Annotated in this window: 20 protein-coding genes and 1 tRNA gene; 5 read left to right on the top strand and 16 right to left on the bottom strand. The window is 70.8% G+C overall.

The window, feature by feature from the left end:
* Positions 1–2 precede the first annotated feature (2 nt).
* From AC2D9U_RS00890 to AC2D9U_RS00905, 4 genes are read left to right on the top strand one after another with little or no spacing between them, the layout of a single operon-like run.
* Complete coding sequence (locus AC2D9U_RS00890; RefSeq protein WP_484745463.1) at positions 3–716, top strand: class I SAM-dependent methyltransferase; 714 nt, start codon at positions 3–5, stop codon at positions 714–716.
* A gap of 3 nt (positions 717–719) precedes the next feature.
* Positions 720–1,691 carry a glycosyltransferase family 2 protein gene (locus tag AC2D9U_RS00895; protein WP_484745465.1) on the top strand — a complete coding sequence of 324 codons (972 nt, stop codon included), beginning with the start codon at positions 720–722 and terminating at the stop codon, positions 1,689–1,691.
* Entirely contained in the window at positions 1,688–3,439 is a 1,752-nt protein-coding gene (locus tag AC2D9U_RS00900) for a hypothetical protein (protein ID WP_484745467.1), read from the top strand. The genes AC2D9U_RS00895 and AC2D9U_RS00900 overlap by 4 nt, the downstream gene beginning before the upstream one ends.
* Positions 3,436–5,331: a hypothetical protein gene (locus tag AC2D9U_RS00905; RefSeq protein WP_484745470.1), complete on the top strand. Its 1,896-nt coding sequence runs from the start codon at positions 3,436–3,438 to the stop codon at positions 5,329–5,331. The genes AC2D9U_RS00900 and AC2D9U_RS00905 overlap by 4 nt, the downstream gene beginning before the upstream one ends.
* Before the next feature lies 1 nt (position 5,332).
* On the opposite strand, the gene AC2D9U_RS00910 is transcribed toward AC2D9U_RS00905, so the two are convergent.
* From AC2D9U_RS00910 to AC2D9U_RS00940, 7 genes are all read right to left on the bottom strand, one after another.
* Positions 5,333–5,409, bottom strand: a tRNA-Arg gene (locus AC2D9U_RS00910).
* 9 nt (positions 5,410–5,418) lie between these two features.
* Positions 5,419–5,745 carry an ETC complex I subunit gene (locus tag AC2D9U_RS00915; protein ID WP_481999360.1) on the bottom strand — a complete coding sequence of 109 codons (327 nt, stop codon included), beginning with the start codon at positions 5,743–5,745 and terminating at the stop codon, positions 5,419–5,421.
* Positions 5,746–5,811: 66 nt separating this feature from the next.
* The gene (locus tag AC2D9U_RS00920) at positions 5,812–7,581 is read right to left on the bottom strand and encodes a glycoside hydrolase family 2 protein (protein ID WP_484745474.1); all 1,770 of its coding nucleotides are present in this window, start codon (positions 7,579–7,581) and stop codon (positions 5,812–5,814) included.
* Complete coding sequence (locus AC2D9U_RS00925) at positions 7,581–8,735, bottom strand: hypothetical protein (RefSeq protein ID WP_484745477.1); 1,155 nt, start codon at positions 8,733–8,735, stop codon at positions 7,581–7,583. Before AC2D9U_RS00925 ends, AC2D9U_RS00920 begins: the two co-directional genes overlap by 1 nt.
* A complete protein-coding gene (locus AC2D9U_RS00930; protein ID WP_484745479.1) occupies positions 8,732–9,562 on the bottom strand; it encodes a carbohydrate ABC transporter permease in 831 nt (276 codons plus the stop codon). Before AC2D9U_RS00930 ends, AC2D9U_RS00925 begins: the two co-directional genes overlap by 4 nt.
* On the bottom strand, positions 9,559–10,437 hold the full coding sequence (locus AC2D9U_RS00935; protein WP_484745482.1) for a carbohydrate ABC transporter permease: 879 nt from the start codon (positions 10,435–10,437) through the stop codon (positions 9,559–9,561). Before AC2D9U_RS00935 ends, AC2D9U_RS00930 begins: the two co-directional genes overlap by 4 nt.
* A gap of 130 nt (positions 10,438–10,567) precedes the next feature.
* Entirely contained in the window at positions 10,568–11,872 is a 1,305-nt protein-coding gene (locus AC2D9U_RS00940; protein WP_484745483.1) for an ABC transporter substrate-binding protein, read from the bottom strand.
* A gap of 79 nt (positions 11,873–11,951) precedes the next feature.
* Between AC2D9U_RS00940 and AC2D9U_RS00945 the strand changes: the two genes are divergently transcribed.
* Complete coding sequence (locus AC2D9U_RS00945; protein ID WP_484745486.1) at positions 11,952–12,929, top strand: LacI family DNA-binding transcriptional regulator; 978 nt, start codon at positions 11,952–11,954, stop codon at positions 12,927–12,929.
* 6 nt (positions 12,930–12,935) lie between these two features.
* Here the strand turns inward: AC2D9U_RS00945 and AC2D9U_RS00950 are convergent, their stop codons facing one another.
* The 9 genes from AC2D9U_RS00950 to AC2D9U_RS00990 all read right to left on the bottom strand — a co-directional run bounded on the left by AC2D9U_RS00950 (position 12,936) and on the right by AC2D9U_RS00990 (position 22,773).
* Positions 12,936–13,160 (bottom strand): glycine zipper domain-containing protein, encoded by a 225-nt coding sequence (locus AC2D9U_RS00950; RefSeq protein WP_484745489.1) that lies wholly within the window; start codon positions 13,158–13,160, stop codon positions 12,936–12,938.
* A 17-nt stretch (positions 13,161–13,177) separates the two neighbouring features.
* A complete protein-coding gene (locus AC2D9U_RS00955) occupies positions 13,178–13,597 on the bottom strand; it encodes a Rap1a/Tai family immunity protein (RefSeq protein WP_484745491.1) in 420 nt (139 codons plus the stop codon).
* Positions 13,598–13,742: 145 nt separating this feature from the next.
* Positions 13,743–15,314 carry an ABC transporter substrate-binding protein gene (locus AC2D9U_RS00960; RefSeq protein WP_484745495.1) on the bottom strand — a complete coding sequence of 524 codons (1,572 nt, stop codon included), beginning with the start codon at positions 15,312–15,314 and terminating at the stop codon, positions 13,743–13,745.
* Positions 15,315–15,350: 36 nt separating this feature from the next.
* Entirely contained in the window at positions 15,351–16,844 is a 1,494-nt protein-coding gene (locus tag AC2D9U_RS00965) for a M81 family metallopeptidase (protein WP_484745499.1), read from the bottom strand.
* Between the two features lie 29 nt (positions 16,845–16,873).
* Complete coding sequence (locus AC2D9U_RS00970) at positions 16,874–17,863, bottom strand: zinc-dependent alcohol dehydrogenase (protein ID WP_484745502.1); 990 nt, start codon at positions 17,861–17,863, stop codon at positions 16,874–16,876.
* Positions 17,860–18,630, bottom strand: coding sequence for an SDR family NAD(P)-dependent oxidoreductase (locus AC2D9U_RS00975; RefSeq protein ID WP_484745505.1), 771 nt, complete (start codon positions 18,628–18,630; stop codon positions 17,860–17,862). The genes AC2D9U_RS00970 and AC2D9U_RS00975 overlap by 4 nt, the downstream gene beginning before the upstream one ends.
* Positions 18,627–19,826: a DegT/DnrJ/EryC1/StrS family aminotransferase gene (locus tag AC2D9U_RS00980; protein ID WP_484745508.1), complete on the bottom strand. Its 1,200-nt coding sequence runs from the start codon at positions 19,824–19,826 to the stop codon at positions 18,627–18,629. The genes AC2D9U_RS00975 and AC2D9U_RS00980 overlap by 4 nt, the downstream gene beginning before the upstream one ends.
* Positions 19,826–21,139, bottom strand: a complete 1,314-nt coding sequence (hisD, locus tag AC2D9U_RS00985; protein WP_484745511.1) for a histidinol dehydrogenase — start codon at positions 21,137–21,139, stop codon at positions 19,826–19,828. The genes AC2D9U_RS00980 and hisD overlap by 1 nt, the downstream gene beginning before the upstream one ends.
* A gap of 38 nt (positions 21,140–21,177) precedes the next feature.
* Positions 21,178–22,773: an N-acyl-D-amino-acid deacylase family protein gene (locus AC2D9U_RS00990; protein ID WP_484745513.1), complete on the bottom strand. Its 1,596-nt coding sequence runs from the start codon at positions 22,771–22,773 to the stop codon at positions 21,178–21,180.
* Positions 22,774–22,810 lie beyond the last annotated feature (37 nt).

A 22,810-nucleotide genomic window follows, 5' to 3' on the forward strand; every position in this document is an offset into this window, starting at 1 on the left:
CCATGTCCCGCATAGCGCTGACCGATGAGCGCGGCTTCAACCAGGTCTTCGCCCCCCTCGGCTCGACGCCGCTGCGCATGCGCCGGCGCGCCGACTGGTTCGTGGCGCAGGTCGAACGGCTCGGCGCGAAGCGCGTGCTGGAGATCGGCTCGGGCACGGGTGAGACGGCCGCCTATCTTGCCGCCCACACCGCGGCCGAGATCGTCGCGGTGGACATCAGCCCTGGCTTCATTGCCGAGGCCCGTGCGCGCCACCAGGCGCCCAATCTGCGCTATGAGCTGTTCGACCTGCTCGGCGACACGCCACTGGCCTTCGGGCAGTTCGACATGGTCTGCGGCAACGGCATCCTGCACCATCTGGTGCTGCGCCTGCCCGAGGTGCTGGGCGCGCTGCACCGGCTGACGAATCCGGGCGGCGGTCTCGCCTTCATCGAGCCCAACTTCCTCAACCCCTATTGCGCCTTCATCTTCGGCACGAAGCTGGGCCGCCGCTTCGCCAAGCTCGAGCCGGACGAGATGGCCTTCACCCCGGGCGAGTTGCGCGCGGCACTTCCCGCCGCCGGCTGGCGCGAGGTGCAGGTCGCCACGCGGGATTTCCTGCTGCCCGGCCTGCCCGAGGCGCTGGTGAAGCCGACCCTCGCGGTCGAGCCCGCGCTGGAGGCCACGGCGGTGACCAGCTGGCTCGCGCAATCCCACTTCATCACCGCGCGGGCCTGAGCCGTGGCGCGCATCTCCATCATCTCGCCCTGCTACAACGAGGAAGACAACGTCGAGGCCTGCCATGAGGCGGTGGTGGCGCTCTTCGCGCCCGGCGGGCCGCTCGCGCATCATGAGCGCGAGCACATCTTCTCGGATAATTGTTCCGAGGACGGGACGGTGGCGATCCTGCGGCGCATCGCCGCCGCCGATCCCGAGGTGAAGGTCATCCTCAACGCGCGGAACTTCGGCCCCTTCCGCTCCAACTTCAACGCGCTGCGCTATGCGACGGGCGATGCGATCCTGGTCTTCCTGCCGGTCGACCTGCAGGACCCACCCGAGATGATCCCCGAAATGGTCCGCCATTGGGAATCGGGCATCGAGGTCGTGGCCGGCGCGCGCGCGAACCGGGAGGAGACGCTGGCGCTGCGCAGTTGCCGGCGCATCTTCTACAAGCTGGTGAACACGCTCTCCGACATCGACATCCCCGAAAATGTCGGCGAGTTCCAGCTCATCGACCGCAAGGTGTGGGAGGTCGTGGTCAGCCATCGCGACCAGTATCCCTATATCCGCGGCATCATCGCCGCGGCCGGCTTCAAGCGGCTGATCGTTCCCTACACCTGGAAGGCCCGCAAGCGCGGCATCTCCAAGAACAATGCGCTGCGGCTCATCGACCAGGCGATGAACGGCATCTTCTCCTTCACCGATGCGCCGATGCGTTTCGCGAGCTTCGCGGGCTTCGCCATCGCAGGCTTCGCGATGCTCTATGCCGTGGTCACGCTGCTGCTCTCGCTGTTCCTGCACGGCATGGCGCCGGCCGGCACGCAGACGATCATCGTCGCGCTGTTCTTCTTCTCGGGCGTGCAACTGATGTTCATCGGCATGCTCGGCGAATACATCACCGCGATCCACGCCCAGGTGCGCCGCGGCCCGATGGTGGTGGAGCGCGAGCGCATCAATATCGCGGCACCACCGGTACCACCGCCCCCGCAATGAGCCAAGCCACCCGCATTGCCTTCGGCCTCGCGCTGCTCGCCGCGTCGGCCGCCGCATGGTTGGTGTTCGGGCTGCGGCAGACCAATCACGATGATCACTTCTTCGATCTGCTTGCTCACAACCCCGATATCGGAATGTGGGAAGCAACGCTCTGGGTGTCCGGGTTCGGGCGCCGGATGGCGCATTTGTTGAACGTACCCGCTGCCATCGTGACTCTGCGCGTGATGAATGTCCCGCTCTTGGGTGATCTCGCCCTGTTGGCGCAGTTGGGCATCATCCTCGGCGGCTTTGGCTTGCTGTTGACGCGGCTCGCCGGCGGCGTGGCGGCGTCGGGCTGGGCGATGCTGCTGACCGGCGGCTTCGCGCTGCATTGGTATTTCATGCCACCGCTGGCCTATCCGCTGCATGGGCTGAATTCGCTCATGTTGCTGTCGATCGCCCTGCTGGCGCTGCAGCGTCATCTCGAGCATGGCGGCCGCGTCTGGCTAGCCCTCGCTCTGATGGCCACGGCGATCGGCATGGTCTGGCCCGAATACAACTTCATTCTCTACCCGCTGGCAGTCTTCACGCTGGTTCTGCTGCACCGGAGCGGCTGGCGCGAGCGTCTCCGGGCGGCGATGCCCTTCGTCCTGCTATGGGGCCTTCTCGTGTTTGCCATGCTTGCCTTCAGGCAGTTGACATCGGCAGTCGCCGATGAGGCCCGGATGACAGTGGCGCTGGATCCATCGGCCTGGGCTGGAGCGCTCGGCACGCTCCTGGGCAAGGGTGTGCTGCCGACGGCCCTGCTGCTTGGCCTCGACCTGCACCTTGCAGCCGTGCCTGGCATGCCAGCCTGGCCGCGTCGGCTGGATGCGCCACTGTTCGGGCGAATCATGGCTGCCATGCCATACGGCTTCGCGGTCGTCGCGCTGATCTGGACGGCCGGTTTCCTGTTCATTCTACGCAACCTCGCCCCGCGCCGCGCCGGGCTTTGGCTGCTGCTCGGCGTCGGTATCGCCCTGATGCTGATCCCGGTCAGCGTCGTTGCGCTCTCGGCAGAATACCAGCGCATTCTGCGACTTGGCTACGTTCAGGGTGCGCTGGCCACAGCCCATGCGCAGGCTGGCTTTCTCACCACGCTCTTCGCCGCCATAGCGCTGCTGGCGCTACGCTGGCCACGCTGGCTGGTGCAGGTGCCGCTCGCAGCGCTACTTGCTGCGCTCTGCACCCTCACATTGGCGTACAACCTGGTCATGCGCGACGTTCAGGCGGCGAACCAGCAGCGCTGGCTGGCCTTCGCGCTCCTGGCCGAAGCCCTGCCGGACGGCACTGTCCTGCGTGCCCCAAGCCTGTGGCTGCCCTCGGGCGCTAGTTCGATTCCGGGCGGCCTCGGATTCGGCATGACGAATTACTGGTCGGAGCGCGCGCGGCTGTGGCATGGCAAGCGCATCACGGTACTGGAAGGCGAGGCTGGGCCGGTGGAGGGTGAGGTATTCGCCGCCTATGGGCTGCGCGCCCGCGGCCAACCGATCGTATTGCTGCGTCGGGGGACGAGTACGGAGATCCTGGCCCGTCATCCCCTCCCGGTCGATGGCGCCCTCACCGCAACGGCGCGATGGGCGTGCGAGCGGGTCTGCCGCCTTTCCGTGCCATCCGGGGTCGATGCCGAGCTTGCCCTGCACCCGGCGCCGCAGCGCCATCGCGGGCTGCTGGATTGGTGGCACGTACCCCGCGAGGGCGGCTTCGGGCGACGGGCTTCCTGGCCATGATCGCCGCCACCGTGCTGGTGCTGGTGCTGATGCTGCTCTTGTTGCTCGGCAGCGGCATCACGCTGGCGCGGTTGTTCGGGATTCGTGGCGATCCCTTCCTGGGCTTCGTGCTCGGCTTCGTCGCGCTCAGTCACGCGCTGATGCTGGGCGACCTGATCCTGCCCGGGGCGCATCCGCTTGTCCTGGTGCTGCTGGTGCCGTTGGCCGTCGCAGGGCTGTGGCCGCGCGGCGCCGTGTCGCGCGACACGCTCTGGCTGGGGGTGCTGGCGCTGGGCTTCACCCTCGCCTGGTGCAGCGACATCCCGCCGCGCATCACGGCCTTCCGCGAGACGGGGCACCTCGATTTCTGGCTCGACCTGCTGGTGCATGCCGGCAACCTCGCGCAGTTCGGCGCGCCGGAGGCGACGGGGCGCGGCATGATGCTGATGGCCGACTGGCCGCGCCCGCTCTATCACCATGCCAGCCTGATGCCGGCCGCGCTGATGCTGCCGCTCGCCGGGATGGAGGCGCTGGAGGCCGCGGCGCTGGTCTGGATCCCGCTCGGGGTGCTCGTGATGGCGGCGGGCGTTCTTTCGCTCGGCCTGGCCCTGGGGGGGCCGGTTGTGGCGGCGCTGGGACTGGCCGCGCTGGCCCTGGTGCCAACGCCGGAAGGGTGGACGCTGGGCAATGGCTTCCTTGGCTTCGCCTGGCTGCTCGAAACCGCGCCCGGCACCCCCTATGCGCTGGGCATCGGCGCGGCGGCTGTGGCGCTGGTGGTCCGCTGGGCCGCGGCGCCCCGTTTCGCCCTGCTGGTTCTCGCAGCGCTGCTGGCGCTCGGCTGCATCATGGTGCGCGCCAATGTATTCATCTGGCTGGCGCCGAGCCTGGCGCTGGGCGTGATCGCCGCCTGGTCGCGGCCGTCGCCGGCTTGGCGCGCCGCCGGCGTCACGCTCGCGGTGCTGGCGATGGTCGGCGTGCTGGTTGCGCTCTCCTGGCCCGCGCTGCGGTCGAATCCGGCAGGCTTCATCCTCGGCTACCTCGATGGCCTGCACCGCCATCACGGGCCGACGCGCATCGAGGGGCTCTACCCGGCGCTGGTCGGGAAACTCGGCGCCTGGGGCGCGGCGCCCTTCGGCCTGGGCCTCGCCTTGCTCGGCACGCTCGGGCCTTGGCTGCCGCTATGGCTGGTCCTCGGCCTTCTGGCCTGGCGGCGCGGGCAGTGGCGGGCGATCGATGCCCTGCCGATGCTGCTGCTGCTCGTGGCGGCGATTGCTATCCTTCTCGCCCCGGTGGCGCGCAATGGCGACGTCTCGGAATACCGCCACCGGGCCGGTCCCCTGCTCGTGATGGTATTTGCGATCTGGTCGGTGCACTTCGGCTGGCGGCTGGCGGCGGGCTGGCAGGCCAGGCTGCCCGCGGCACGGCTGGCGGCGGGCGTCTCGGCGCTGGGGTTGGTGGCGCTCACCCTTACCATCGGCGAAGCGAAGCGCCCGCGCATGAGTTGGGGCGCCGAGTTCCATGGCCTGCGTGTGCCACTCGAACTCCTGGCACTGGCGCCCACGCTGCGGGGCGATCGGGCGGGGCGCTTCGTCACGGCGAACCAGCCGCCCGATTCACGCCTGATCGATGATGCGATCATCCTCGCGGGCCTGGCCGCCGTGCCTGCCTATGTCGCCGCACCCGCCTTCATGCGCGCGACCGGCGGCAGTATCGCCCCGGAGGCGGCGCGGCGGATGGGGGTGCTGGCCGAACTCAACGCCGCGGGGGATCTGGCGACGCTGCGCGGCCGGATGCGAGCCGAGGGCATCAGCCACTACATCGTCTCGGACGGGGTGGGCGCAGCCTTCGACCCGGCCCGCGCCAACGCGACACGACGTTTCGGCAGCCGGGCGATCTACACGGCCGCCCCGTAGCTGGCGCACCCGGAGGGATTCGAACCCCCGACCTACGGAGTAGAAATCCGATGCTCTATCCAGCTGAGCTACGGGTGCAAGCAGGGCTCAGTGCGACCAGTTGTCGGTCCGGCCGAACTTGAAGTTATCCGCATAGGCCTTGGGCTTGATGTCGGCCCGCACCACCGGCGGCACCTCGACCTCATAGGCGTAGCCATTGGCCTCGGCATGGGCGATGGCGGCCTCGCGCGTCGGGAAGCGCAGCCGCACCTGGGATTGCGTCTCGCCCGAGCCGGGCCAGCCGGTCAGCGGGTCGATGCGCTTGGCGTCACGGGCGACGAATTCCAGCAGCCAGGTCTCGGTGCCGGCGCGGCCGGATTGCATGGCGGATTTCGGCTGGCGGTAGATGCGGGCGGTCTGGTTCACGCGCGACATGCGGCGATGAGTCCTCGAAGCGACAACGCCGCGGAACCTACACCGCCGGCGGGGCGTGGCGCCAGCCTACCCCTCTCCACGCAGGCGCCGCAGGCCCTCGGCCAGCGCCGCGAAGGCGGCCTTGCGGGTCTGCTTGTCCTCGGCCACCAGCCCCTTGCGGTTGAAGCCGCCCTGCAGGCGGGTCTGGCGGCGGAGCGAGCGGAAATCATAGAGCAGCCAGGCGGCGAGCCCCCGCACATAGGGTGCCCGGGCCAGCGCGGCGCATTGCCCCTCATAGAAGGCCACCTGCCGTTCCTCGCTGAACAGCGGCGCCGCGGGGTCGTGGTAGCCGGCCAGCGCATCGGCGCCGGTCTCGCTGATGATCACCGGCCGATCGGGGCGCGAGTTGGAGAGCAGCCGGCCCAGCCCCTGGAAGCCCTGCTCATACCAGCCGAAGTACTCGTTGAGCCCGATGACATCGAGATGCGCGGCCAGGCGGTCCTCGATCTGGAAGGTGGCGCGGTTGATCAGGCAGGCCGCGGTGACGAGGCGCGAGGGATCGGCGGATCGCGCCGCCTGGGCGAGCCCGGCCATGAAGGCGAGCCGCGCCTCGGTATCCGCATTCTCATTGCCCACGCCCCAGAGGATGATGCTGGCGCGGTTGGCGTCGCGCGCGATGAGTTCCTCGAGCTGGTTGCGCGCATCGGCATAGGTGGCGGGGTTGGCGAAGTCGATCGCCCAATAGACCGGGATCTCCGCCCAGATCAGCACCCCGGCCGCATCGCAGGCGCGGGCCACGCGCTCATCATGCGGGTAATGCGCGAGGCGCAGGAAATTGCCGCCGAGCTCGCGCAGATGCGCGATCCGCCGGGCGATGTCGGCCTCATCGGTGCAGCGGCCGAGGACGAGGTCATCCTCATGCACGCATACGCCGCCGAGGAAGATGTCCTCGCCGTTCAGCAGGATGCGCGTGCCCTCGGTGGCGATGGTGCGGAAGCCGATGCGCTCCTGCAGCGTCTCGGCCCCGCAGCGCAGCGTCACCTCATGCAGATAGGGATCGGCGGGCGACCACAGGCGTGGCGTGGTGGTCAGGATCGCCTCGCCATGGCCCTCGCGGATCGCGACCGGCACGGCGGCGCCGAGCAGGTCGAAGGTGGCGCGCGCCGGGACGGGGGCGGAGAGCCAGACCCGCAGCACCACATGCGCGCCATCGGCGCCGAGATGCGCGCTGAAGCGGCGCACATGCACGCGCGGCACGCGCAGCAGGGACACCGAGCGATGCAGCCCGCCATAGTTGAACCAGTCGAAATGATGCATCGGCACGCGCTCGGGCCGGCGCGCATTCTCGACCATCACCATCAGGCGGTTGCGGCCCCCGCGCAGCGCGGCCGTGGCATCCAGCGTGAAGGGCGTGGAGCCGCCGAGATGCCCGCCGAGATGCCGACCGTTCAGGAACACCTCGGCGCGCTGGGCGGCCGCGCCGAAGAGCAGCAGCACCGATTCATCGGGCGCGGGGGCGGTGGCGTCGAAATCGCGCACATACCAGACGGCGGCTTCGTAATGCAGCAATTCGGGCCGCAGCAGGTTCCAGCAGCCGGGCACGGGCGCGGGCTCGCCGGCATCATACTGCCAATCGCGCGGGACGGCCCAGGCCTCGGGCGGCGCATCGTCATTCGCATACCAGCGCTGGCGCAGGCCTTCCTCGAAGGGGTCGAGGGTCAGGCGCCAGGTGCCATCCAGCGACTGCACGGGCCTGCCATGCGCGTTCACCAGCGTGGCGGCGCTGGCCCGGCGCGCCTGCAGGGCGGCGTCGTATTGCTCATCGTGCAGATGCGCGAAGGGATCCTCCTCGCGCATCAGGCGGGAATCCGGCGCATGCCTTCGGGCTGCTGGGCAGTGGCCTCGCGGTGATGGGCGAAGGGCATCCGGTAGCCGATGCCGACCATGCCGCGGAACCGCCAGGGCCAGCGCCCGGGCCAGAGATGGTCGGCGATCATGGCGATCGCGATCCAGCGGAAGAAGGTGGCGAAGGTGTTCGAAAGCCCCTGCGGCTCGGCATAGCCGCGCACCCAGCCATCCTGGCGCCGCACCCCCTCCCGCACGTCGCAGAAGCCGCCATCCGCCTCCTGCCAGTCGAGCAGCCGCGGCAGCAGGGCCTCCATCCAGGCGCGCGCCTCCCGGGCGCGATGGCCGGTCAGCGCCACGCCATGCACCAGCAGGTCCACCGCATCGACATCGATGCAGGCGCTGTCGATCCCGGGTGGCAGGGTCAGCACATAATCCATCGCGCGGTCGAGATGCGGCAGCGGCCGGCCGGTGGCGTACCAGAGGTGGAAATTGTGCATCGAGCCGGCGAAGGCGTGCAGCAGGGCGCGCGCATCACCCGCCTGGTTCACACCCCAGAAGCCGGTGGCCGGCTCCTGCAGCCGGTCATGCCAGTCGAAGAGCAGCGCCATGGCGCGGTCCACCTCGGCCGGTGCCTCGGCCCGCAGCGCGAGCAGGAAGCTGCCGAGGTTGACGATGTTGTTGCCCTCCTGCCAGGGGTCGCGCAGGTCGCGCAGCGCAAGCCAGGCGAGCAGTTCGCGCGGCTCCAGGAAGCGCCGCGCGAAATCCAGCCGCGCGGGGCGCGCCGGGTCCAGCACCTCGACCGCGCCGAGGCTGTAGTTGGTGACGTGGAAGTCGATATAGCCCCAGGTCTCGGCCGGATCGGGCTTCTTGAAGACATCTGCCTCGGCCATGCCGGGGATGCGGAAGCGGCCATCGGGCAGGCGATGCGATTCCAGCCAGGCGATCAGTGGGCCGCGCTCGATCTTCGCCAGGCCGCCGAGCAGAGCGCGGCACATCACCGCGTTGTAGGTGCCGGGCAGCAGCACGCCGGGCCAGGCGGATGCGTCATGCGCGGCGCTGATGCGTGCCACGCCGCGTGGCAGGCCGGGCGCCTGCATCGAATCGAGCCAACCCAAGGTCCGCAACCGCGCCGCCTCGATGCGTGCGGCAAGTGCTTCACTCATCCCTTCACGGCCCCCTGCGCCATGCCCTGCATGACGCGCTTCTGCGCAATGAGAAACACCAGCGCCGGCGGCAGCGTGGTGATGACGGCCAGCGCCATGATGCCCTGGAAGCTCGCCCCCAGCTCCGTGTTCAGGGCGAGCAGGGCGACGGGCAGCGTGTAGGTCTCCGGCCCGCGGGAGATCACCAGCACGGGGAACCACTGCGCCCAGTTCAGCAGGAAGGCGATCAGCGCCACCGTCGCCGTCACCGGCATGGCCATGGGCAGCACGATGCGGAACAGCACCTGCACCTCGCTGGCGCCATCGATCGTCGCGGCCTCGATCACTTCCTTCGGGATGGCGCGGAAGAACTGCTCGAAGAGGAAGAACTGCAGCGGCCCGAGCGAGAGGAACAGCACGATTCCCGCGACGGACCCCAGCAGGCCGAGGCTGTGCATCACCATGTAGACCGGGATGACGAGCAGCATGTAGGGATACATCACCGTCAGCATGAAGCCGGACCGGATCAGCGCGAAGCCCGGCAGATGCGGCCGGCGCACCAGCGCATAGGCGCCGAGTGCGGCCGCCACCGTGCCCACCAGCGTCGCGCCCAGCGTGAACAGCACCGAGTTCCAGAAATACACGCCGAGATCGACGCCGCCGATGCGCCCGATATCGGCCATGAAGCCGAAATCGAGCTGCTCCGGCCAGAGGCGCAGCGGATCCGCCAGCACGTCGCGCGTGCGGCGGAAGGCGCCCGAGGCCATCCACAGATAGGGAAAGACGAAGGCCACCGCCACCGGGATGGCCACGGCATAGGCCAGAAGCGACGCCCCTCTGCGCTTCATGCGCGGCCCCTTTCGCCAATCCTGTAGGCCAGCAGCGACAGCGCGATGACGATGGCGAAGAGCACGCTCGCCATCGCCGTCGCCTCGCCATAGCGGGCCTGATCGAAATACTGGTAGGCGAGGTAGGAGACGAAGGTGGTGCTCTCCGCCGGCCCGCCCTTGGTCATCACCACCACGACCGTGAAGGTCTTGAGGAACTGGATCGTCGCATAGACGAGGTTGATGATGAGCGCCGGGCGCAGCTGCGGCAGGATGACGTGGCGGAAGCGCGCCCAGGCCCCTGCCCCATCCACCTTCGCCGCTTCCTCCAGCGCCGGGTCGCGGATGGCGAGGTTCGCCAGGAAGATGATCATGTAGAAGCCGGCATGGTGCCACAGCTCGGCGATCAGGATCGCGATCGTCGCCGTCTGCACCGTGGTGAGCCCGCCGAAGGGCGGCAGGCCGAGCAGGTCGAGCGCGGCATTCACCGCGCCGAAGGAATGGTCGAACAGCCAGCGCCAGACGACATAGCCCGCGACATCGGGGGTCACGACCGGCAGGAACAGGATCAGCCGGAACAGCATGTTGCCGCGCCTGAGCAGCGTGCCGTCCAGCAACAGCGCCGCAGCGAGCGCGAAGGCAAGGTTCAGCACCACCGCCATCGCCGTATAGGCCAGGGTGCGCCACAGCGCCGCGAGGAACTGCTCATCCTGCAGGATCGTCGCGTAATTGGCGAAGCCGACCCAGGTCGGGTTCGGGCTCAGTGCCGTCGCACTCGCGGTGAAGGAGACCTGCACCGAGAGGATGATCGGCCAGAGCCCGAACAGGATCGTCAGCGCCGCGAAGGGCAGGACGAGAAGGTAGAAAACCCCCTCCGCCCGCATCCTGGCGTGCATTGTCGTAAGCACGACAATGCCCCTCAGACGCCGGGCGGGCGGCATCCGCCGCCCTTGGCTTCGCCACACAAGTGGCGGCGCCCATTCGGGCGCTCGGCGCGCGAAAGTCGCACGCCGCCTGCCACTTCAATCACCCGCGCGACAGCCGCTGCGCCGTATCGCGCATGTCGCGCGCGAGGTCGCGGATGAACACCTCCATGTCGCGCGGCGGGCTGCCGATGGCGGCCAGCAGCCGGCGATGGAACTGCGCCTCCAGCTCCGGATAGAAGGTGTGCGTCGCCTCGGGGAAGTCATAGGCCACCAGCTTGTGGTTGGCGCGGGCGAACCATTGCTGCCGCTCGGACAGCGCGGCGACGTCGAGATCCTTGCGCACGGCCGCCCCCATGATCTCGAGGCTCGCCTGCTGCGGCGCCTTCTCCAGCATGAAGCGCGCGAAGGCGATGGAGAGGTCGCGGTTCGGCGCGTTCTCGGGGATGCCCACGCCTCGCATGCCGCCGATCACCACCGCCGGGTCGCGGTTCGCGAAGAATTTCGGCCAGGGGTGGGAGACGAAGTCGCCGTTCAGCGTGTTCGCCATGTCCCAGCGGCGCACATTCCAGTCGCCGACGCGGAACATGCCGCCGCGACCGCCCTCGATCACCTGGTACATCTCGGTGAAGGAGTGGTTGATCGTGTCCGGTGGCACGAAGCGATAGGTGGAGTAGGTGCGCAGGAACTCGGCCAGCACCTGCGCGTGCTCGGGCTGGTCGATGGTGATGTTGCCGGCCGGGTCGATCAGCGTGTGGCTCAGCCCCGCGCCGAAGGTGAAGAGGTCGAGCATGTGGATCAGGTCGCGCGGCCGCGCGGCCTGCAGCGCGAAGCCGAAGGTGTCGGCGCGGCCATTGCCGTCGGGGTCGGCCTCGCGGAATTTCTGCGCCACGCGCTTCGCGTCGTCCCAGGTCACGGGCACGCGCTCCCCCACCTTGTCCAGCCAGGATTTGCGGGTGCCGAGCGCCATCTGCACGCGCTGCATCGGGATGATGATCATGCGGTCGCGGAAGGTGCCGACGCGCAGATCCTCGGCCGAGAGGAAGCCGCGATCCTGCACGCCCTCCAGCACCGCGCGCATGTCCATCACGCGGTTCGTCTGCGACTGGATGCGGATGACGCGCTCGTAGTTGTTGAAGATCAGGTCGGGCGCGGAGTTGGTGTTGATGGCGCCGATCACGCGGCCGAACCATTGCTCGGTCGGGAAGGACTGGCTGCGCACCGTCACCCCTGGGCGCTGGCGCGCGAATTCGGCGCCCATGCGCTCGAACCAGTTCACGCCATTGTCGCCGAGGTCGTGCCAGATGGTGAGCGTCTGCGCCTGCGCGCTCAGGATGGCGGGGGTGCCAAGGCCGATGGCGGCGGCGCCGAGGCCGAGCACACGGCGGGTGATGGCGGTGCTGGACATGAAAACCTCCCTGGGATCGGCCGTCTTGCGCGGCGCGGGTAATCGTTTACCCTCGAAGCGTAGCGCGGAGAGGCCTGTCATGTCCAGAATGATCGAATCCCCCCCTGCCCGCCCGGCGACGCTGCGCGATGTCGCCGAGAGCGCCGGCGTTTCCGTCGCCACCGCATCGCGCGTGCTGAACGGCGTCACCGGCAAGGCCACGGCCGAGACCGTGGCGCGCGTGCAGAAGGCGGCGCAGCAGCTCGCCTACCGCCCCTTCGCCGCCGCGCGCGACCTGCGCACCGGCAGTTCACGCCTGGTTGCCGTGCTGGCCCCCAACCTCGCCAACCCCACCATGGCCGCCATCGGCGCCTCGATCGAGGAGGCGCTGCGGCAGGATGGCCTCGGCCTCGTGCTGTGCGATACGCGCGATGCGGCCGAGGGGCAGGATCGCGCCATCGCCGAGATGCGCGCCCTGAGCCCCCGCGCGCTGGTGCTGCTCGGCGCCGTCGCCAGCCCCGGCCTGGTGGCGCTGCGCGCAGGGGGCGAGCCGGTGATGTTCGTCGCGCGGCGCTGCCCGGGCGACCCGGCCGCGCCCTTCATCGGCATCGATGACCACAAGGCCGGCCGGGATGTCGCGCAGCGCCTGCTCGCCACGGGCGCGAAGCGGCTGGCCGTGGTGCATGGCCCGCTCTTCTCCTCCGCCACGGCCGAGCGCGTGGCGGGCTTCCGCGCGGCGGCGGGCGCGCAACTGGCGTCGGCCGATGTGCTGAGTGCGCCGGGACTCGACCATTTCGCCATCGGTGCGACGGCAGCGCAGGCGCTGCTGCACGGCAAGCGCCGGCCGCAGGGCATCATGTGCACCTCGGACCTGCTGGCCTATGCGGTGCACCGCGTGCTGGTGGAGGCCGGCGGCCCGATGCCGGTGATCTGGGGCTTCGATGGCGGGCCGCTGAATGCCTGGGTGGCACCCTGGCTCCACTCGGTGGGCCTGCCCTATGCGGCCTTCGGCGCCGCGGTGCGGGACTGGCTCAAGGGCGGGCCAGCCGGTGCGATCCTGCCGCACCGGCTGCCCTGATTAGGCTCAGCGATTCTCGCGCGAACGGCCGACGAGGTAGCCGCCGGCGGCACCCACGCCGGCGCCGGCCAGCGCGCCCCAGCCGGCATTGCCGGACAGGGAGCCGATGGCCGCACCGCCGAGCGCACCCAGGCCCGCACCGGTCGCCGTGGCACGGCCCGTATCGCTCATGTCGGCGCAGCCCGGCAGGGCCAGCGCCGCGACGATCGGCAGGAAGAGCATCTTGCGCATGGGAAGTCTCCTTCGAATCACGAAGCGCGCCGGCCGCGGGCGGCGGGGCGCGGACAGGGGGCGGTGGCGGTGGCGAAGCGCACGACGCCCTCGACCGCCGGGTCATTGGCGTATTGCGGGTTGGCGCGCGACCAGGTGACGAAGCTCGCCGTGATGTCGCTGATGGTGGGCAGCGGGCTCGGCAGGCAGAAGAAGGGCTTCACGATGCCGCCAGAGCGCGTCAGCGCGCTGTGGAACTGGCCGGTGGACATCAGGAAGCCGTGGCAGAAATTCACCGCCGCGACGACATTCGGGTCCGACGGTCCCGCGGCGCAGAGCGCCGTGAGGTCGGCGACCCGACCGCCGACGAAATTGTCCGGCACCACCTGCGCCTTGGCCGGCAACCCGGCGAACAGCAGGCCGGCGGCCAGCGCGGCCGCCTTGAGTCCTCGTGACATGTGCGTCCCCTTCCTCTTGTGCCTGATCCGGCAGTGCGGAGCATCGGGCGGATCGGCCCGCATGCCAAGAGCGATGACATGTCGCGCCTGTGCAAAGCGGCGTGACGGGATGCCGGGCACAATGCCAGGACGGGCCGCGCCCGCTTCAGCTCCGCCGCAGGTTCCAGAACAGGTTCACCGAGGCCGGCAGCGCGCCGGTGAGGTCGGCGCGCAGCGCACCATCGTAGAAGGTGCGCCCGAGCGGGATGGTGGGCACCATCTCCATCGCCCGGCGCTGCGCGGCGAGGAAGCTGGCCTCGGCCTCGGCCGGGGTCGCGGCGGTGAGCCAGGATTCCACCAACTCCTCCGTGCGCTCATCCTTGAACCAGCCCCACCAGCCGCTGTCCCCCTGCCCGCGCGTCGTCGCATTCGTGGCCGGGTTGTCGATGGAGATGGCGGGCCAGTTGGTGCAGGCGATGTTCCACCCGCCGCGCTCGACCGGCGCCTTCGAGATGCGCCGCTGCACCACCGTGCCCCAGTCGAGGTTCTGCATGTCCACATTCATGCCCAGCCGGCGCAGCAGATCCGCCAGCAGCACGCCATGCGCGTTGATCGAGGCGATGTCGGTGGGGTTGAGGATCACCACGCGCTCACCCCGATAGCCCGCCGCCACAATCGCCCGCTTGGCGGCCTCGACATCGAGCGAGCCCACCGCATCGGCCGGCGCCTCCACCACGCCGGGCAGGCCGCAGGGGAAGAGCGCGCGGCAGACCTCGCCATCCTGCGGCCGGGCCGTGATGGCCTGGATGAAGGGCGTCTGGTCGATGGCGCGCAGCAGCGCCTGGCGCAAAGCGAGGTTGTCGAAGGGCGGGATCAGATGGTTGAAGCGCAGCACCGCCAGCACGCCGAGCGGATCGTTGCGGAACAGCCGCACGCGCTGGTTGGCGGTGACGCGCGCCGCGAGTTCCGGCAGCAGGTTCGCGATGAAATCGACCTCGCCCGCCTGGATCGCCGCGGCCGCCGTCGCCGCATCGGGGATCACCTGCCACTCCAGCCGGTCGAAATGCACGACCTTCCCGCCCGAGGTCCAGGCCGGCGCCTCCTGGCGCGGCACGTAGTCCGCGAAACGCTCATAGACCATGCGCGCGCCCGAGACATATTCGCCCCGCACGAAGCGGAAGGGGCCGGAGCCCACCATCTCCGTCACCTGCGCCATCGGGTTCGTCCGGGCGAGGCGCTCGGGCATCATCATTGCGGGTGAGGAATGCGGCTTGCCGATCGCCTCCAGCAGCCGGCCGAAGGGGCGCTTGAGGCGGATGACGATGGTGCGGTCATCCTTGTGGCCGAAGCTCTCGGTGAAGCCGCCCAAAGCCTGGCCGAAGCTGTCGCGCTTCGACCAGCGCTCGAGGCTGGCCGCGCAGTCGCGCGCCAGCACCGGCTCGCCATCATGGAAGCGCAGGCCCTCGCGCAGCGTGATCTCCCACACCAGCCCGTCGGCGGAGACGCTGTGCCCGGCGGCCATTTGCGGCTGCGGGCGGAACTGCGCGTCCACGCCGTAGAGCGTGTCGAACACGCAATAGCCATGCGTGATGGAAACCGAGGCCGGGGTGAAGATCGGATCGAGGATGGTGAGGTTGCTGCTGGGCACGTAGCGCAGCACGCGCGCGCGGCTCTGCCCCGCGGCGGGGGCGGCAAGCGTGGCGGCGCCGGCGGCGAGAAGCGATCGGCGAGGCAGCATGGGCGTTCTCCTGCTTGTGGTCTTGGCGCCGGGCGTTCAGGGCGCGGGGATGGGCGGTGGCGCGGGCGTGTCGTCGGCGGGCCAGAAGGGGCGGCGGCGGCGCGTCCAGGCCACGTCCTGCAGCCGCAGCGGCGTGCCGCCTGGCCCGTGCAGGGCGATCCAGCTCGTGCCCGGGCCGAGCAGCTTGCGGAAATTCATCAGGTTCTTGAAGGACACCAGGCGACAGCCGGCGATGTCGATGCCGCAGGCGGCGTAGTGCTCATCGAGGTGCTCATAGACCGCGTGGCTCGTCACCAGCACGCGCAGCCCGCCCGCGCGCAGCACGGCGGAAGGGCCGAGCCGCCCGGTGGAACCCCCCGTCGGCCCGCCACGATAGACGAACTCGCCCGCGCAGAGCCGCTCGATCCGCGCGCGCATGGCCACGGGGGTGAACCAGCGCCGGTCCTGCCAGGCGCCGAGGGCGAAGGCCCCCTCGCCCCCCTCGCCCAGCGCCATGGCCTGGGCAACGGCGGCGGGGTCCACCAGCGCAAGGGCCGATTCCACCTCCGGCGCCTCGGCCAGCAGGGCCGCGAGCAGCGCGGGGGAATCGCCCGAGGCGCCGCCGCCGATCGCATCCGGCGCATCCACCAGCAGCACGCGGCCGGGCCGCTGGAGCGCCGCGCGCACGGCCTCGACCGGGGTCATCGCGGGCAATTCGAGGGCGTGCCGCCGCGCCCACATCGCCTCCAGGATCTCCTGCGCCACCGCCTCCGCCGCCGCCGGGTCGGCATCCGTCACGGCGAGGCCGGTGATGCCGACATCGGCCATGTCGAGCCAGGGCTGAACGGGGAAGTAGCTGACCGAGAGCGCGCGCCCCTCGGCCTCGATCGCGCGCGCCTGCGCCGCCACCTCGCCCATGGGCGCGTCCGGATCCGTGGCGCCGCCGAGCACCGGGAAGATCGCATTGGCCTTGCGCAGGCGTGTGACCGGGCGGATCTCGCCCCGCAGGGCGCGGAGCAGCAGCGCGGCCGCGCAGGCGCCGGTGCGGTGCGCATCGACATGCGGATAGGTCTCGTAGCCCACGATGATGTCCGCCGCCGCCGCCATGCGCGGCGTGACATGGGCATGCAGATCGAGGCTGACGGCGATGCGAAGATCCGGGCCCATGCGCGCGCGGATCGCGGCGAGCAGCGCGCCCTCCGGGTCCTTCTCCTCGGCGCAGATCATGGCGCCATGCAGTGCGAGGTAGAGCCCCTCGAGCGGGCCGGCGGCGGCGATGCCCTCGACGATCGCGGCCCTGGCTTCAGCGAAGAAGGCATCCTCGACATGCCCGCCCGCGCCCCCCTTGGTCCAATAGACGGGGCGCAATTCGGCGCCCCCCGCCTGCAGCGTCTGGATGGCCCCGGCGAGGGCGAGCTTCTTGCCCGCGGCCGCCTGAATCACCGCCGCGCCGGCGAAGATGCCCATGCGCGCGAAATCGGCCCGGCGCTCCACGCGCAGCGAGAGGCTGTTGCCTTCGTACTCAAGGCCGGCCACGGCCACACGCATCATCGGCTCTGCTTCCCCACCCTCCGGCGGGGTCAGGGTATCAGCACAATCTTCGCGGCGGCTACTGCCCCGGCATCGATGGCCGCGACGGCCGCCGCCCCCTCGGCAAGTGGGCGCGTCTCGAGCCAGCCGAGTGTGCCGAAGCGCCCGGCGACCAGCAGGCCGACGACAGTGCGGAACTCCTGCGGCGTGTAGCAATAGGTGCCGGTGAAGGTGATCTCCTGCAGCGTGAGCCGCCGCACATCGAGCCCCTCGGCGCCCGGCAGCAGCCCGGCATGGACGATGACGCCGCCGGGACGGGCGAGCGCGCAGGCACTCGCCCGCGTCGCCGCCGCGCCCACCGCGTCGATGATCAGGTCGCAGGAACCCTCGGCCGGGGCCTCCGCCGGCGCGCGCGCCAGGGCGATGCCGGCACGCAGCGCCGTGGCGCGCCGCGCGGCGTTGGGTTCGATCAGCCAGACCTCGCCTGCGCCGGCCTGCCCCAGCACCAGCGCGGCGGCGAGGCCGATGGCGCCCCCGCCCAGCACCAGGCAGCGCGCGGCGGGCAGTGGCCGGCCGAGCAGCCGCGCGCCGTGATGCACGGCGTGGTAGGATACCGCGATGGGCTCGGCCAGCGCCGCATGGGTCGCCGGCATGTCCTCGGGGATCGGCACGAGGTTCTCTTCCGGCGCGCGTGCCAGTTCCGCGAAGGCGCCCGGGCGCGGCGGCATGGAGAGGATCTGCCGCTGCGGCGAAATATGCGCCCGCCCCTCCTGCGCGAAGGGGCAATCGAGCGGGACGACCAGCGGGTTCACCGCCACGCGCTGCCCGGCCATCGGGCCGCTCAGCACGCGCCCGGCGGCCTCATGGCCGAGGATGATCGGCGTGGGCCGGCGCGAATCATGGCCGTGGATGGCGTGCATGTCCGACCCGCAGATGCCTACCGCCTCGACGCGGATAAGCGCCTCGCCCGGCATCGGCGCGGGGTCTGGTTCGTCGCGATACACCAGCGTGTTGGGAGCCGTCTGAACCAGCGCCTTCATGTCGCGAGGAACCCTCCATCGACGGCCAGCACCTGGCCCGTGACATAGGCGCTGGCGTCCGAGCAGAGGAACACCGCCGCGCCATGCAGATCCTCAAGCCGCCCGTTGCGCCCGATGCAGGTCTGCGCGGCGAGGCGGCCCGCGCGCGCGGTGTCGGCGAAGACGGGCGCGGTCAGCGGCGTGGGGAAGAAGCCCGGCGCGATGGCGTTGCAGGTCACACCCTGGCCCGACCAGGCCTCCGCCATCGCACGCGTCAACTGCGCGATGCCGCCCTTGCCCGCGCCATAGGGCGCGCTGTCGGGAAAGGCGCGGTAGGACTGCAGGGAGGCGATGTTCAGCACCCGCCCCCAGCCGCGCGCCGCCATGGCGGGGGCGAGCTTCTGCACCAGCAGGAAGGGGGCGCGCAGATGCAGCGCCATGTGCAGGTCGAAGGCCGCGGCCGTGACCTGGTTGAAGGGCTGGCGCAGATTCACCCCGGCCGCATTCACCACGATGTCGGGCGAGAGGCCGAGCGCCGCGAGGCCCGCGCCCACCTGCTCTGCTGCCTCAGGGGCGGCGAGGTCGGCAGGCAGGATCGCAGCCTCCAGCCCTTCCGCGCGCAGCCCTGCCGCCGCGCCTTCCAGCTCCGCCACGCGGCGCGCGCAGAGCACGAGCCGCGCCCCCGCCAGCCCCAGCGCGCGCGCGATGGCGAGGCCGAGGCCCGAATTGCCGCCGGTGACGAGCGCCACGCGCCCCTCCAGCGCGAAGAGGCCCGCAAGCCGGCTCATGCGCCGCGCACCACGGCCAGTTCCTCCGCCACGATGCGCGCGATGGTGGCGCATTCGGCCTCGGTGAGGGTGAGCGGAATGCGCATGTCGCACAGCCGCTCCAGCACCGCTTCCGTGACCGGGGGCGTGTGCGGGTCGGCGAGGTAGCGCCATTGGCCGGAGACGGAGGTGTAGCCCTGCGCCTCCCGCGCGCCGAACCATTTCAGGAAGACGCCGCGCGCCTTGCAGCCTTCGAGGAAGCGCGCGAAGGCGGCCTCCTCCAGCCCGCCCAGCGCGAACTGGATCGAGCTCTGCACGAAAGCCTCCTCCTGCGGGCGCCGCGGCAGGCGCAGGCCGGGGATGGCGCCGAGCAGCGCGGCGAGCCGCCCATAGCGATCGTTCCAGAGCTGCGCGCGGGATTCCAGCAGCGCGATCTGCGGCCGGGCCAGGGCAGCGACGACATTGGACATGCGCAGCGAATAGTTCGGCGTCACATCCTTCCAGCGATCGAAGACCGCCTGCTCGGGCCGCGCGCGGTGCTGGCGGTAGAGCATGTAGCTGCCGGAATAGAGGATGGCGCGCGCCGCCACATCGGCGTCGTCGGTGGCGATCAGCCCGCCCTCCCCCGCATTGACGTGCTTGTAGGCCTGCAGGCTGAAGCAGCCGACCTTGCCGAAGCTCCCGCTCGGCCTTCCGGCCCAGCGCGCGCCCATGGTGTGGGCGCAATCCTCGATGACGGTGACGCCGAGTTCCTCGCAGAGCGCCATCAGGCGGTTCATGTCCACGATATGCCCGCGCATGTGGGAGAGCAGCAGGTGCCGCGCGCCGCTCTCGCGCGCCTTGCGCGCCAGATCGTCGAGATCGATGACCAGGTCGGGCGTGATCTCCACCAGCACATGCGCCGCCCCGGCATGGGCGATGGCGCCGGGCACGGGGGCGAGGGTGAAGGCGTTCATCAGCACGCGGTCGCCGGGCCGTACGCCGGTGCACAGCAGCGCGAGATACATCGCACTGCCGCAGGAATTCACCGCGACGCAGTAGCGCACGCCCAGATGGGCCGCGAATTCGGCTTCGAGCAGCGCGGCCTCCGACGCATCGCCCAGCGTCTCGCCATAGCGATGCGTCCAGCCGCTGCGCAGCACGGCCTCGGCCGCCGCGATGCCGGCTTCGGGAATCGCGGGCGGGAGGCTGAGATCGCGGGTGAGTCGCTCGGCCATCAATTCTTCACCGATTCACCAAGGTCGAAATTGCTGCCGGGGAAGTAGCGCGCGAGGCGGATGTCGGCGGAGCGCGCATGCGCCTCCATCCCTTCCGCCCGGCTGATGCGCGCGGTGGCCAGCGCCACGTCGCGCGATCCCTCGCGCGTCATGCGCTGCCAGGAGAGCGGCTTGAGGAATTTGTGCACGGAAAGCCCGGCCGAATAGCGCCCCGCCGCCTTGGTCGGCAGGATGTGGTTCGGCCCGCTCGCCTTGTCGCCATAGGCGACGGTGGTCTCCTCGCCCAGGAAGAGCGAGCCGTAGTTGCGCAGCCGCCCGCGCCACCAGTCGAGATCCGCCGCCTGCACCTGCAGATGCTCGCAGCAATAGCGGTCGGAGACCTCGGCCGCTTCCTCGCGCGTCGTGCAGAGCACGACCTCGCCGAAATCCCGCCAGGCGGCGCCGGCGGCGTCGCGCGCCGTGGGCGGCAGGGCGTCCACGAGTTCGGGCACGCGCCGCATCACCGCCTCCGCCAGGGCGCGGTCGGTCGTGATCAGCCAGCCGGGACTCTCATGCCCGTGCTCCATCTGCGCGACGAGATCCACCGCCACGATCTCGGCATCCGCGGTGGCGTCGGCGATGACCGCGACCTCCGAGGGGCCGGCGAAGACATCGATGCCGACCTTGCCGTAGATCTGGCGCTTCGCCTCGGCCACGAATTTGTTGCCCGGCCCGACGACGATGTCGGCGGGCCTGCCGGTGAAGAGGCCGTGCGCCAGCGCGGCGATGGCCTGCACGCCACCCAGCGTCAGGATCGCATCGGCGCCGGCGCGGCGCAGTGCGTAGAGCACGGCCGGGTGGATGCCCGACGCCCCGCGCGGGCCGGAGCAGGCGATCACCGTCTCCACCCCCGCCGCCTTCGCCGTGGCCACGCCCATATAGGCCGAGGCGATATGCGCGTAGCGCCCCGCCGGCACGTAGCAACCCGCGACACCCATCGGCACCAGCGTCTGCCCCGCGATGACGCCGGGCGAGAGCTCGACGGCGAAATCCTGCACGCTCGCGCGCTGCGCCTCGGCGAAGCGGCGCACGCGGTCCACGGCGTAGTCGATATCCTGGCGAAGTCCGGCGGGCACCTCGGCGGCGCGGCGATCGGCCTCCTCCGCGCTGACCAGGATCTCGCCCTGCCAATTGTCGAGCTTGCCGGCATAGGCGCGCACCGCGGCCTCGCCGCGCGCGGCGATCTCGGCCAGCATCGCCTCGACCACCGGGCGGGCCTCGGCGGTGGTGTCCTCGGCGGTGCGGCTGGCGCGCTTGAGATACTCGATGGCCATGGCGGAATTCCTTTGCGGGCGAGGCCCGTTGGGTCTGATCAGGCGCGGCGCAGCACGCGGCCGGCCCGGGCGCCGGTCAGGCGCCCGTCCCGCACCGCATGGGCGCCGTTGACGAAGACATGCGCGACGCCGGCTGGCGGCGCCTCGGGGCTGGCGAGGGTGCTGCGATCGGCGAGCGCCGCCGCATCGAACAGCACGAGATCGGCCTGCGCGCCCGGCGCGATCACGCCGCGCCCGGCCAGACCCATGCGCGCGGCGGCGAGCGAGGTGAGGCGCCGCACGCCCTCCGCCAGCGACATCAACTGCCGGCCGCGCGCGAAATGATCGAGGAAGCGCGCCGTCCAGCCCCAGGTGGAGGGCGACCAGCGCATCCCCGCCAGCGCGCCCCCGCGGGAGAGCGTGACGGTGTCCGAGATCACGCCGCATTCCGGCTGGGCGAGCAGCAGATCCTGGTCCGCATCGCTGAATTGCCGCGCCAGCCAGGTGGCGGCGAAGAGCCCCTCGCCTTCCTCCGCCAGCAGGTCGAGCACCGCGTCATGCGGATCCACGCCCCGGATGCGCCCGATCTCGGAGAAGCTGAGCCCGTTGAGATCGGCATTGGCCGGGGCGTGGAACAGCACGATGTCCTCCCACCGCCGGTCCGCGACCAGGCGCCACATGGGTTCAGGATTCGCCTTGATGCGCGCACGCGCCTCGGGGTCGCGCAGGCGTTCGAGGATGCGCGCCACACCGCCTTCCTGCGCCCAGGCGGGCAGCGCGGCGGACATGGTGGTGGGGCCCCAGTTATGCGGAATCACATCGAAGGCGACATCGGCGCCGGCGGCGCGCGACCAGCCGATCATCTGCAGCATCGCCGCCGCGGTGCCCGGCGGCGCGCCGTATTTCGGGCTGATATGCGACACCTGCGTGCGCACGCCGCTCTGCCGCGCCGCGGCCAGCGCCTCGCCCAGCCCGATCTCCCAATAGGCGTCGCGGTTGCGGACATGGGTGGTGTGGATGGCGCCGAGCGCTGCGGCCTCGCGGCACAGTTCGACGATCTCACGCGGCGTGGCGGCGCTGCCGGGCGCGTATTCGAGGCCGGTGGACAGGCCGATCGCGCCTTCCTCGAGCGCCTGCCGCGCTAGGCGCCGCAGGCCGCGGATCTCCTCCTCCGTCGCGGCGCGGTCGGGGTCTTCCATGGTGCAGAGCCGCAGCGTGCCATGGCCGACCAGGGCGGCGACATTCACCGCCGGGCGCGCCGCCTCGACGCGGTCGAGGTACTCGCCGAAGCTGCGCCAGGCGATGGCGAAATCCTGGCTGCGCCCGAAGATCCGTTCCGCCACGCGCGCAGGCCGCGTCGCGGGCGCGCAGGAATGGCCGCAATTGCCGACGATTTCGGTGGTCACACCCTGCAGCAGCTGGCTCTCCGCCGCGCCATCGGCCAGCAGCGTCGCGTCCGAATGGGTGTGGATGTCGATGAAGCCGGGCGCGAGCACCAGCCCCGCGGCATCGAGCGCGGGCGTGTCCCCGGCGGCGATCCCGCCAAGCTCGACCGCGACGATCCGATCCCCCGCGAGGCCGAGATCGGCGCGCCGCGCGGGCGCGCCGGTGCCGTCCAGCATCAGGGCGTTGCGGATGACGAGGTCGAGCGGCATGGCGGTGCGGGCGGGGCGCGACCGGCCCCGCCCCTCT

This window comes from Roseomonas sp. TF40 (genome assembly GCF_057219975.1).

Coding starts and splice junctions, on each gene's coding strand:
- AC2D9U_RS00930 (WP_484745479.1), bottom strand. CDS start 9,562: ATGAAGCGCAGAGGGGCGTCGCTTCTGGCCTATGCCGTGGCCATCCCG.
- AC2D9U_RS00970 (WP_484745502.1), bottom strand. CDS start 17,863: ATGAAGGCGCTGGTTCAGACGGCTCCCAACACGCTGGTGTATCGCGAC.
- AC2D9U_RS00975 (WP_484745505.1), bottom strand. CDS start 18,630: ATGAGCCGGCTTGCGGGCCTCTTCGCGCTGGAGGGGCGCGTGGCGCTC.
- AC2D9U_RS00925 (WP_484745477.1), bottom strand. CDS start 8,735: ATGAGTGAAGCACTTGCCGCACGCATCGAGGCGGCGCGGTTGCGGACC.
- hisD (WP_484745511.1), bottom strand. CDS start 21,139: ATGGCCATCGAGTATCTCAAGCGCGCCAGCCGCACCGCCGAGGACACC.
- AC2D9U_RS00960 (WP_484745495.1), bottom strand. CDS start 15,314: ATGCTGCCTCGCCGATCGCTTCTCGCCGCCGGCGCCGCCACGCTTGCC.
- AC2D9U_RS00950 (WP_484745489.1), bottom strand. CDS start 13,160: ATGCGCAAGATGCTCTTCCTGCCGATCGTCGCGGCGCTGGCCCTGCCG.
- AC2D9U_RS00915 (WP_481999360.1), bottom strand. CDS start 5,745: ATGTCGCGCGTGAACCAGACCGCCCGCATCTACCGCCAGCCGAAATCC.
- AC2D9U_RS00920 (WP_484745474.1), bottom strand. CDS start 7,581: ATGCGCGAGGAGGATCCCTTCGCGCATCTGCACGATGAGCAATACGAC.
- AC2D9U_RS00965 (WP_484745499.1), bottom strand. CDS start 16,844: ATGATGCGTGTGGCCGTGGCCGGCCTTGAGTACGAAGGCAACAGCCTC.
- AC2D9U_RS00940 (WP_484745483.1), bottom strand. CDS start 11,872: ATGTCCAGCACCGCCATCACCCGCCGTGTGCTCGGCCTCGGCGCCGCC.
- AC2D9U_RS00945 (WP_484745486.1), top strand. CDS start 11,952: ATGTCCAGAATGATCGAATCCCCCCCTGCCCGCCCGGCGACGCTGCGC.
- AC2D9U_RS00900 (WP_484745467.1), top strand. CDS start 1,688: ATGAGCCAAGCCACCCGCATTGCCTTCGGCCTCGCGCTGCTCGCCGCG.
- AC2D9U_RS00980 (WP_484745508.1), bottom strand. CDS start 19,826: ATGGCCGAGCGACTCACCCGCGATCTCAGCCTCCCGCCCGCGATTCCC.
- AC2D9U_RS00905 (WP_484745470.1), top strand. CDS start 3,436: ATGATCGCCGCCACCGTGCTGGTGCTGGTGCTGATGCTGCTCTTGTTG.
- AC2D9U_RS00990 (WP_484745513.1), bottom strand. CDS start 22,773: ATGCCGCTCGACCTCGTCATCCGCAACGCCCTGATGCTGGACGGCACC.
- AC2D9U_RS00955 (WP_484745491.1), bottom strand. CDS start 13,597: ATGTCACGAGGACTCAAGGCGGCCGCGCTGGCCGCCGGCCTGCTGTTC.
- AC2D9U_RS00935 (WP_484745482.1), bottom strand. CDS start 10,437: ATGCACGCCAGGATGCGGGCGGAGGGGGTTTTCTACCTTCTCGTCCTG.
- AC2D9U_RS00890 (WP_484745463.1), top strand. CDS start 3: ATGTCCCGCATAGCGCTGACCGATGAGCGCGGCTTCAACCAGGTCTTC.